Source organism: Faecalibacterium sp. An192 (assembly GCF_002160175.1).
GTDB lineage: Bacteria > Bacillota > Clostridia > Oscillospirales > Ruminococcaceae > Faecalibacterium.
Genome location: NZ_NFKB01000019.1, coordinates 15,033 through 27,208 on the forward strand (window position 1 = coordinate 15,033; position 12,176 = coordinate 27,208).

The 12,176-nt window shown below is 55.0% G+C and carries 5 protein-coding genes; all 5 read left to right on the forward strand.

Annotated features, from left to right (window positions below; genetic code table 11):
- The first annotated feature begins 3 nt into the window (after positions 1-3).
- On the forward strand, positions 4-345 hold the full coding sequence (locus tag B5F27_RS07630) for a DUF4315 family protein (protein WP_087366030.1): 342 nt from the start codon (positions 4-6) through the stop codon (positions 343-345).
- Between the two features lie 4 nt (positions 346-349).
- Complete coding sequence (locus B5F27_RS07635; protein ID WP_087366033.1) at positions 350-1,009, forward strand: DUF4366 domain-containing protein; 660 nt, start codon at positions 350-352, stop codon at positions 1,007-1,009.
- Between the two features lie 83 nt (positions 1,010-1,092).
- Positions 1,093-3,201 (forward strand): DNA topoisomerase 3, encoded by a 2,109-nt coding sequence (locus B5F27_RS07640; RefSeq protein ID WP_087366037.1) that lies wholly within the window; start codon positions 1,093-1,095, stop codon positions 3,199-3,201.
- Positions 3,202-4,143: 942 nt separating this feature from the next.
- Positions 4,144-4,485 (forward strand): TnpV protein, encoded by a 342-nt coding sequence (locus tag B5F27_RS07645; RefSeq protein ID WP_242962124.1) that lies wholly within the window; start codon positions 4,144-4,146, stop codon positions 4,483-4,485.
- A gap of 1,736 nt (positions 4,486-6,221) precedes the next feature.
- Positions 6,222-12,134: a helicase-related protein gene (locus tag B5F27_RS07650; protein WP_242962126.1), complete on the forward strand. Its 5,913-nt coding sequence runs from the start codon at positions 6,222-6,224 to the stop codon at positions 12,132-12,134.
- The last annotated feature ends 42 nt before the right edge of the window (positions 12,135-12,176 follow it).

Sequence of the window (12,176 nt, forward strand, 5' to 3'; positions counted from 1 at the left end):
GATATGAGCAAAAAATTGAGCCGTTATCTCGAGGATATTGAGAAAACGGAAAAGAAAATGGCGGAACTGAAAGCGCACCTGGAGGCGGTGCGCCAGTCCCAGAAGGCGGACGAGGACGCCGAGATTGTCCGCAGCATCCGCAGCATGAATGTGAAGGGCTGGGATTTGCTCCGCCTTCTGGACAGCATTCAGAACGGCACGGTGGAGCTGCGGCCGGTGGAACCTGCGGGCAATTCCGGTGCGCTGAATGAGGACGATACACCTGAAACCTTGCCGGATTTCGATGAAGAAGACACCGGCCTTGACAACCAGACGCCGGATGAGGCGTTAGAAAGTGAGGAATGAAACCATGAAAAAGATGAAACTGCTGACGCTGCTGACCACCCTGTGTATGGCGCTGACGCTTTTCCCGGTGACGGCGTTTGCCTATGCGGAGCCGGAACCGACCCCCACGCCGGAAGCAACCCCGGAGCCGGTGATCGAGGAAACGACGCCGGAGGGCACCCCGTTTTCGATCCCCGGCAACGGGGAAATCCTGGACGATATTACCGATGATCACACCAAGGATTTTCTGACCGTGACAACGGCCAACGGCAATACATTCTTCCTGGTCATTGATCGCAGCCAAAATACAGAAAATGTGTATATGCTCTCGATGATCGACGAGCTTGACCTTCAGGATTTCATTGAAGAAAGTGAACAGGAAGAACCCGCGCAGGCCGGCGTGGTGCTGGAGGAACCTGTGCCCACGCCGGAACCGGTCCCGACAGAGGAGCCGGAAGAAGTGGAAGAACCCGCGTCCAATGGGATGCCGGTTTTTCTCATCGTTATCATGCTGACCGCCGTGGCCGGTGTGGGGGCATATTTCTACTTTAAGATTTATAAACCCCAGCACGAGCAGGACAATTCCGAAAGCGAGAATATGGAGATCAGCGACGGCCTGGAAACCGTCAACGAGGATGAACCGGCAGACACCGATGAGGATGCCGGTTCGGATGAAACCCAGTAATATATAAGCGTGAACACAGCGTAAACACCTGGAGGGCGGCCCGCTTTTGGGCTGCCCTCCTTCCATTTTAGGAGGATGAGACTATGATTTTAGTGATCGCGGAAAAGCCCAGTGTATCGGGCAGCCTGTCCAAAGTGATCGGCGCGGCCAACCGTAAAAAGGGCTATTTTGAGGGCAACGGGTATCTGGTCAGTTGGTGCCTGGGCCACCTGGCAGAATATGTGGAACCCCAGGTCTATGACAAAAAGTATGAGCGTTGGCACTATGAAGATTTGCCCATCTTCCCGGATCATTGGCAGCTTGCGGTAGCAGAAGCGAAAAAAGAGCAATTTGAGGTGCTTTCCATCCTGATGAACCGGCCTGATCTTGAATACATCATCAATGCCTGCGATGCCGGACGCGAAGGTGAATCCATCTTCCGCAGGGTATATACCCTGGCGGGGAGTAAAGCCCCTGTCAAACGGCTTTGGATTTCCAGCATGGAGGATGCAGCCATCCGGGAAGGGTTTGCACACCTGAAGGACAGTAGGGCTTATGACAATCTCTTCCAGGCGGCGGAGTGCCGCGTCCGCGCCGATTGGCTGGTGGGAATGAACGCCACACGGGCCTATACCACCAAATACTTTAAGCGGCTGGTGATCGGGCGGGTGCAGACTCCGACCCTGGCTATGCTGGTGGAACGCCAGCATAAAATCGACGGTTTTTTGCGGGAACCCTATTATAAGGTATCGCTGAGCAGTGACGGGCTGACGGTCGCTTCGGACATAATCAAGGAAGAAGCCGATGCAGAAAACCTTGTACAGATCTGCCAGGGCAAACCGGCCACTGTGACCAAACTGGAGAAAACAAAGAAAACAGCCAAACCGCCCCGGCTCTATGACCTGACCACCCTGCAAAGGGAGGCAAACCGCTATTTTGGCTACACGGCCCAGGAAACGCTGGACGCCCTTCAGGAACTGTATGAGGGTAAACTCGTGACCTACCCCCGGACAGACAGCCAGTATATCACGGAGGATATGGCAAGTACAGTTCAGACGCTGCTTGCTGATCTGCCGGAAGTTTTGCCCTTTCTCTCCAATGCACCTGACGGGGCGCGAGTCAGCTGTCTGGTGGACAATGCCAAGGTGACCGACCACCACGCGATTTTGCCGACCCAGGAGGCGGTACGGGCTGACCTTTCCCAACTGGCCGAAAAACAGAAAAATATCTTCTATCTGGTGTGCCAGCGGCTCGCCCAGGCAGTTTTACCCGACTGCATCTATGAGGAGACGGATGTCGAAGTGCTGTGTGCGGAAACTACGTTTAAGGCCAAAGGCAAGATTGTGTTGGAGCCTGGGTATCAGGCCATCGAGGATGCGTTCCGTACCTATTATAATAAGGTAGGGGAAAATAAAGAGAACGCGAAAATTCCCGCTTCTCTGACCGAGGGTATGGAACTTGCATCGGTACAGGCCGGTAAGAGCCGGCACTTCACCTCTCCGCCCAAGGCATACACCGAAGATACTCTGCTCTCGGCTATGGAGACAGCCGGCAACAAAGAGTTTGACGCCGACACCGAGAAGAAGGGTCTGGGTACGCCTGCTACGCGGGCCAACATCATCGAAAAGCTGGTACATTCCGGCTACGCAGCCCGGAAAGGCAAACAGATCGTTCCCACTAAAGACGGCATGGAGATGATCGCCGTGATCCCGGACTATCTGAAATCGGCGGCGCTGACAGCCGAGTGGGAGAACCGCCTACTGGGTGTTGAGCGGGGGAAAATGTCGGCGGACGCTTTCTTGCACGACATCTGTAAACTGGTGTCAAAGGTGCTGGAGGGATGCGACGCCATCCCGGAAGCGGAACGCCAGCGGTTTGATGCGCGGGTCAGTGTTGGCAACTGCCCACTCTGCGGCAAGCCGGTGTATGAGAGCGTGAAAAACTTCTACTGCTCCGACAAATCCTGCCGCTTTGCGCTCTGGAAGGAGAATCGTTTCCTCGCCAACATGAAAAAGACCATCGACAAAAAGATGGCGGCCGATCTGCTGAAAACCGGCAAAACCCATGTCACTGACCTCTATTCGGCCAAGAAAAATGCTACCTTCGCCGCTGATCTGGTCATGCAGATGGAAAACGGCCGGCCCGCATTTTCTCTTTCGTTCCCGAAACCCTACTCCAGCAAGAAAGGAAAAGCGGCGGGCCAAAAGAAGTAACCTTGCATACTCCCGGTGGGCGGTAGGATGGCCTGCCGGGATTTCTTTTTTGCATAAGACAGGAGGCAACTATGGCACAAATACAATCCATTCAGGCGTTGGCTGAATCCCACGCCCAGGAAGTCAGCCGGTCGCCCCGCGACTGGATGGGGTATCTGGATACCGCCGCAAGGCTGTACCGTTACTCGTTCCAGGAAAATCTCCTGATCCACGCCCAGCGCCCCGGTGCAACCGCCTGTGCGGAGTTGGAGCTGTGGAACAGCAAGATGAACCGCTGGGTCAACCGCGGCGCCAAGGGCATTGCGCTGTTGGACGATACCGGTCCAAGGCTTCGGCTTCGGTATGTCTTTGACGTTTCCGATACACACCCGGTCAAAGGGGCAAGAGACCCCTACCTGTGGGAAATGCGGGAGACGCACCAGGCCGCCATTCTTTCCCACCTGGCAGACGCCTATGGCCTGGACGAATCGGCAGATACCCTGCCGCTGGCCCTGATGGCGATTGCCAGGCAGGTGAGTGAGGAAAATCTCGAAGAAGCGATGGAAGGACTGGTCTATGAAAAAGGCGGCACATTCCTCGAGGAACTGGATGAAGATAACATCCGGGTTGAATTCCGCAATATGCTGGAATACAGCATCTACTATACGCTCTGCCGCCGCTGCGGTCTTGACCCGATGGAGGAACTGGAGGAATCCGACTTTATCCCGGTGACGGATTTCAACCGGCTTTCGGTTCTGACCTTTCTGGGAAACGCCACCAGCAGCCTCTCCGAGCCGGTTCTGCGGGATATTGGCCGGGAGATGCGCCGGATCGAACAGGAAAATTTGGCGCAGCAGCTTGAAAAATCCGTGGACAGCTTGTATACTGTAAATGAAAGATTTAGCGCATTAAAGCGCGAAAGCGAAGAGCCACAAACACAACCAACTGAAGGAGGATATGAGCATGGAACTGACGTATCATCGCAAGGGAGAGTATCTGTTTCCGAACCTGGCCGTACAGGAGGAGCCGGTGCAACTGGGCAAGTACGGGATGCTGCGCAGGACGTATCTGAAGGAGAACAAGCAGAACTGGTATCAGAGTATGCTGTTGACAGGCAAACTGAACCGGCACCTGCTGGAGATCGAGAAGGCCGCCGAGGATCGGATGGACGTGCTGATGGCGGGGCTGCTGAAACAGTACCCGGCCCCGGACAAGGAGAAGGATCAACTGGCATGGACGGCGCACATGAACAGCCTGCAGGCGATGGCCGAGGAGACCATACTGACGGAATTGGTGTACAACTGATTCCTGAGACAACCGAACAGGATTTGAGTGAAGCAGAGGAAGAAATCGCCTCTGCTTTATCTTTGCCCGAATTGCCGACGGTGGAGAGACAGCGCCGCGTCATTGAGGAACGGCAGGCGGCGCTGTATGCGGGGGAGATTGGCATTCCCGCAGCCGTGGTGGACGAAGTATTACGCAGTGGCGGCAATCGGGACAGAAGCCAGCTCCGGCTGATTTATAACTTTATGACCGACCCGACGACGGAGGAATCCGCGGAGTTTGTGAAGCGTGAATACGGCGTTGGAGGCAAGGGCTTTTCCATCGACGGACGGGACTATGCGGTCTGGTGGGATGAACTGGGGATGCAGATCGCCGCCGGTCATACCGTGAAGGACAAAATCTCGGAGAAGGCGTTTCTCTCTTGGTCGGATGTGAGCGCCCGGATTGGGCAACTGCTCGCTCAAGGCGAGTATGCACCCCAGGTGGTGCTGGACGCAGCGCGGGGCAACGCACTCAAGGAACACGCCGAGGTCTTAATCTATATGGAACGTGATCTGGCCGATGGCGTGGTGGAACGATTCTTTGATGATTTATCCGTATTTCAAGGCGGATTCCCCGAAGTGACGGAGCGCCTGGCTCAACATTTGGATTCCCCCGAGTATGTGGCAGACCTGAACCAGCGTCTGGAACGATTGGCGTCTGCCTACGCCGAAGATGCGTTCCTGATCCGGTTCCGCCATTATGCGCCGGATCGCGTGTTGCAGCAGTTTCAAAAGTTCGCCCGCGAGGCTGTGCCGTATCAGGCGCGGGATGGATTTGCCTGGCAAGAGCATGACCGCTTTATCACCGAAGATGAAGTGGACGCCTTCCTGACGCGGGGCGGGCCTTATTCGGATGGACGTTTGACGGTTTATGCGTACTTTATCGGTGTGCACACGGATCAGGAAAAGGCCGACTTCCTCCGCCACCAGTATGGGGAAGGCGGGAGCAGCCACGCGCTGGCCGGAGCAGATGATTCCCATGCGGATTACGGGACAAAGGGGATTGCGCTGGCGCGGGGAAGCTATACCGCACCCTATGCGCAAACCTTTCTGAAATGGCCGAAGGCGGCGCTTCGGGTAGATCAGTTGATTCAGCAGAAGGAATACTTAAAGCCGGGCGATTATACGCGGATGCCGGCATATGAGCGGGAAGGGATGACAAACCGTATCCTGCAATTTTACAGTGGGCTTCCACAAGAAGTCGAGCGTCCCTTCATCGATACCTTTTTCCATGAAGAAGCGAGAAAAGAACTGCCGGAAACGCTTACTGATGCCGATAAGACGGAAGCACTGTTGACCGCAATGGATCAGGCACTGGCAGCGCTGCCTCTGGATTTTGACCGCTACGAGGAACGGGCCGAGATTCTGGCCCAGGTGCATCAGTATGTGGACGGCACCTTTACCATCTTCCCGGAGCCGAAAAAAGAACCGGATTTGAACAGCATTTCCGGCCGGCAGCTTTCCCTGTTTGACTTTATGGACAGCAGTGAGCCGGCAAGCGACAAGGAGGAAACGCCCGCCCATGCCCCGGCATCGTCCGAAGCACAGGTGGCGGTAAGTGCCGGTGATGGGCAAGAAGAACCCGTGCAAAATGGCGTTGTGGCCCGTTACCATTCTACCACGGCCATGCAGGACGGCTATACCGAAGAAATTGCCATCATCCGGTACCCCAATGGGAAATTCTACAACCATTATGGCTTTGATGAGGAACTGGGAATGGGAGCCGCTACGGCAGGCCCGTTTGATTCTCTGGAAGATGCCCGGCAAGCCCTTCAGGCCCATCGCCCTGATGCGCAGGAAGTGGAGGTGCAGGAGCAAAAGACGGAACGGGAAACGCAGCCTTTGGAGCCAATACTGCTGCAAACCCAAGACGAGTACAACGCCGTTAAGGAAAAATACCCCAATTCCCTGGTAGGCTTTGAACTGGATGGGCATTACCTGTTCTTGGGCGAAGATGCCAAACAGGTGTCCGGGATTCTCGACAGCAAACTTCTGGAAAAACCACTGGAACAGGGCGGCCATGTCATGGTGACGGGTTTCCCCGCCAACCAGTGGGTGTATTATTCCCGTCAGCTCTGGAGTAAAGGCGAAAATGTCTGCCTGTATGGCGAACAGAAGGACGGTACCCATCTTCAGATCAAATATCTGAGTGGGAAAGATTATCTGCCCATTGATGCGACAGTACATATTGACGGCAGGGAGTTCCGCGTGGATGCGGTGGACTTTGAACGGGGTAAAGTCAGTTTGCAGGACATGACGATGGCCAGAGAGGCGCGGTATCCGTTATTCCGGGAGGAACCGGTCGAGTTTGTCCGCGCACTCTACGAGCAGGAGGAACCCCAATTTGATTTTGCCACGGAGGAACAGGTATTCATTGCGATCCAGCAATCCCGGTATGCCTATGAGGATTTCTCCGGCGAACAGATGGACGTGATCTATGCGGCTGGCCAGAAGAATCTGAACCTTCTGCCCATGCTGAACCCGGACTTTTCTGTGGAACAGATGCAACTGATCGCAGATATAGAGGAGCGGGCACGCAAAAATGAGCGCGTCGCCTATGACGGGATGCTTCTCCCTCTGACCGGCCATGTTATGACACCGGAAGAAATCAACGCGGCACGGAAAGAAAATCGCCTGCCGTTGGAGCCGTTTACCCAAACCGATGAGCCAACGGAAGAATCGGCTATAACTGCCCAACCAGTCGTGACCCAGGAAAAGCGCAATTTCCACATCACCGACGATGACCTGGGTGCGGGCGGCCCGAAAGCCAAGTTCCGGGCCAACATGGACGCTATCCATCTGCTGAAAACGCTGGAAGCAGAAGGTCGGCTCGCCACGGCGGAGGAACAGGAAGTGCTATCCCGCTTTGTCGGCTGGGGTGGCATCTCCCAGGCATTTGACCCGGACAACGCCAGTTGGGCGAAGGAGTATGCCGAGGTAAAAGCGGCGTTGACCCCGGAAGAATACCGGGAAGCCCGGGCTTCCACCCTCAATGCCTTTTATACTTCGCCCACTGTGATCAAGGCGATGTATGCCGCACTGGAACAGATGGAGCTGCGAACCGGCAACGTGCTGGAACCTGCTTGTGGGATTGGCAACTTTATGGGGCTGGTGCCGCAGAGTATGGAAGGACTGAAAATGTATGGCGTGGAGCTGGACAGCATTTCCGGCCGGATTGCCCGGCAACTGTACCAGAAAAACCAGATCGCCGTCCAGGGCTTTGAAACAATGGAGTTCCCGGACAGTTTCTTTGACTGTGCGATTGGCAATGTACCCTTTGGCGATTACAAAGTGCTGGACAAGCGGTATGACCGCTATAATTTCCTGATTCACGATTACTTTATTGCCCGCAGCCTTGACCTGGTACGCCCTGGCGGTGTGGTGGCGGTGATCACTTCCTCCGGCACAATGGACAAGCAGAACGATTCCGTCCGCCATTACCTGGCGGCGCGGGCCGACCTTCTGGGAGCCATCCGGCTGCCGGATAACGCCTTTATGCGCAACGCCAACACTGGCGTGGTGGCGGATATTCTGTTTTTCCAGAAACGCGACCGGGTTGCATTGGAGGAACCGGACTGGGTGCATCTTGGCACCACTGAGGAAGGCTATACGGTCAACTCGTACTTTGCCAGCCACCCGGAGATGGTTTTGGGTACGTTTTCAACGGAAAACACCCAGTACGGAAAGCAAGAGGTGACGGTAAAACCCATCGAGGGCGCTGTGCTGGCTGACCAGTTGAAAGCGGCTATCTCCCACATTCAGGGAACGATCACTGAGCCGGAACTGGAGGAATCCGAGCTGGAGGGCGTGGATACGTCCATACCGGCAGACCCGGAGGTGAAGAATTTCAGCTTCGCCAATGTGGACGGCCGCGTGTATTACCGTGAAAATTCCCGGATGAATCTCATGGAGCTGCCGGCAACGACAACCGAACGGGTGCTGGGGATGATTGAACTTAGGGACTTGACCCAAAATCTGCTCAATTTGCAGATGGAAAACTGCTCCGATGCAGAACTGACCATCGCCCAGGACAAACTGAACCGGGCCTATGATTCCTTTACGGCGCAATACGGCCTAATCAGCAGCAACGCCAATCGCCGCGCCTTTTCGCAGGACAGCAGCTACTGCCTGCTGGCTTCCTTGGAAATTCTGGACGAAGAAGGCAAACTGAAGCGGAAAGCCGACATCTTTACAAAGCGTACCATTCGCCGACCGGAGGCTGTGACCAGCGTGGACACGGCCAGCGAGGCGCTGGCGGTATCCATCGGGGAACGTGCCAAGGTGGATGTGCCCTTTATGGCGCAGTTGGCGGGGAAAACCGAGGACGAAATCACCGAGGAACTGGCAGGCGTGATTTTCAAAAATCCGCTGACTGACCAGTGGGAAATGTCGGATGAATACCTTTCCGGCAACGTCCGCGAAAAGCTGGCTGTGGCCCGCCAGTTTGCAGAGAATCACCCGGAATTTGCCATCAATGTGGCCTATCTGGAACGGGTACAGCCCAAAGACCTGGATGCGTCTGAAATTGAGGTGCGCCTTGGCGCAACCTGGATCAAGCCGGAATATGTCCAGGAATTCATGCAGGAGACGTTCCACACACCCTGGTATATGGCTGGGAGAGTCATTTCCGTCTCTTATTCCGATGTGACCGGCGCATGGAATGTATCGGGCAAAAGCCGGGATGTAAACAATCCGCTGGTCAATGCCACCTTCGGCACCACCCGCGCCAATGCGTACCGGTTGTTGGAAGATGCCCTGAACCTGCGGGATACCAAAATCTATGATACGGAGCGTGATATAGACGGGAATGAGCATCGGGTGCTTAACAAAAATGAGACGATGCTGGCCCAGCAGAAACAGGACGCCATCAAGGAGGCATTCAAGGAATGGATTTTCCGGGATATGGATCGCCGGGAAGATTTGGTGCAGACCTACAACCGGATGTTCAACAGCGTCCGTCCCCGTGAATACGACGGTTCGCACATCCGTTTTGTCGGGATGACGCCGGAGATCACCCTGATGCAGCACCAGAAAAATGCAGTAGCCCATATCCTGTATGGCGGGAATACCCTGCTGGCCCACTGTGTCGGCGCTGGCAAGACCTTCCAGATGATCGCTGCCGGCATGGAGAGCAAACGTCTGGGCCTGGCGCAGAAATGCCTGTATGTAGTGCCCAACCATCTGACAGAGCAATGGGGCAGCGACTTTTTGCGCCTGTATCCCGGCGCGAATATCCTGGTGGCAACCAAGAAGGACTTCGAACCGGCCAACCGTAAAAAGTTCTGCTCCCGCATCGCCACGGGCAACTATGACGCCATTATCATCGGCCACAGCCAGTTTGAGCGTATCCCGCTGTCCAGGGAACGGCAGATTGCCACGATTGAACGCCAGATTGACGATATTACGGCGGCCATTGCGGATGCCAAAGACAAGGCTGGGGGAAACTTCACCGTCAAGCAGATGGAAAAGACCAAGAAAACGCTGGAAGTACGCTTGAAAAAGCTGAACGACCAGACGCGCAAGGACGATGTGGTCACCTTTGAACAACTGGGCGTTGACCGGCTGTTTGTGGACGAAAGCCATTTTTACAAAAATATGTTCCTCTACACAAAAATGCGGAACGTGGCCGGCATCTCCCAGACGGACGCACAGAAAAGCTCGGATATGTTTATGAAGTGCCAATATCTGGATGAGATCACCGGCAGCCGGGGGATTACCTTTGCGACCGGTACCCCCATCAGCAACTCGATGGTGGAACTCTACACCATCATGCGGTATCTGCAATATGACACCCTTCAGAAGATGGGGCTGGGGCATTTCGATTCCTGGGCCGCCACGTTTGGAGAGACGGTGACGGCGATTGAGCTGGCACCGGAAGGAACGGGCTACCGTGCGAAAACGCGGTTTGCCCGTTTTTTTAATCTCCCGGAACTGATTTCGGTATTCAAAGAGGCGGCGGATGTCCGCACGGCGGATATGCTGCACCTGCTGGTGCCGGAAGCGGAATATGTCAACGTGGTCTTAAAGCCCAGTGAAATCCAGCAGGACATGGTTTCCAGTTTTGCCGACCGGGCGGAAGCCGTTCGCGCAGGTTCAGTTGACCCCAGGACCGATAACATGCTCAAGATCACAAACGATGGGCGGAAATGCGCGCTGGATCAGCGGCTGTTAAACGACCTTCTCCCGGATGAGCCGGACAGTAAGGTAAATCACTGTGTCGAAAATGCCTTTTCTATCTGGCAGGAAACCAGCGACATTCGAGCCACCCAGTTGATTTTCTGTGACCTGTCCACGCCGAAAGGCGACGGCAGTTTTAATGTCTACGATGATGTGCGGGATAAACTGGTGGCAAAGGGCGTTCCGAAGGAAGAAGTTGCTTTTATCCATGAGGCGACGACCGAAACCAAAAAGGCGGAGCTGTTTGCCAAGGTTCGCGCCGGTCAGGTGCGTATCCTGCTCGGCTCTACGCCCAAACTCGGCGCTGGAACCAACATCCAGGATCGGCTGATTGCGCTGCATCATCTGGACTGCCCCTGGAAACCCTCTGACCTGGAACAGCAGGAAGGGCGAATTTTACGTCAGGGCAACCAGAACAAGAAGGTAAAAATTTATCGTTATGTCACCGAAAATACGTTTGATGCATACATGTGGCAGCTTTTGGAGAATAAGCAGAAGTTCATCAGCCAGATCATGACGTCCAAATCCCCTGTGCGGTCTGCGGAAGATGTGGACGATACGGCGCTTTCCTACGCGGAAATTAAGGCGCTGGCAACAGGCAATCCGTACATCAAAGAAAAGATGGATTTGGACATTCAGGTGAGTAAGCTGAAACTTCTCAAAGCCAACCACACCAGCCAGATTTACCGTCTGGAATCGGACATTGCCAAGCGTTACCCGATGGAGATCACCGCCACGAAAGAGCGCGTGGCCGGGCTGAAAGTTGACCTGGAGGCGGTAAAACCGTATCTCAACCAGGACAAAGATGAGTTTGTCATTACCATTGGGGAAAAGACCTATATGGACAAGAAAGAGGCCGGCACGGCGATTCTGGCGGCCTGTGCCGGCTTAAAAGCCGTCAATACGGCAGGGCAGATCGGTGAATATCACGGGTTCGCTCTGGTAGCGAGCTATGATACTTTCAACCAGACATTTATGCTCACTGTTAAGCGGCAATGCAGCTATACCATTGAGGTCGGCAAAGACCCGCTGGGCAATATCCAGCGTATCAACAATGCTCTGGCGGGTATTGAGAAAAAGCTGCCGGAGGCAGAGTCCAAACTGGCAACCTTGCAGGCGCAGTTGGAGTCTGCCAGGGAGGAGGTCAGGAGACCTTTCCCGCAAGCTGCGGAGTTGGAGGAAAAGTCGGCGCGGCTGGCAGAACTCAATGCACTTTTGAACATGGATGAGCGCGGCGGCAGCGAGGCCGTTGGGCTGGATGAGACATCGGATGCTATGGAAACTGTGACACCAGCCCGGAAACAGCCGGAGGTTGGGCAAGAAGTGACCGAGCCCGATCGCCCCGCCAGGGGTGGGTCTGTTCTCGATAGGCTCCACGAGAAACAGACGGCACATAAGGAGGAGCAGGGAGCCAAAACTGCACCGAAAAAGACGCAGGCGCAGGAACTATAAACCGTTGTGGCACCGCCAGAGGGAGACAGCTTGTGAATCCCC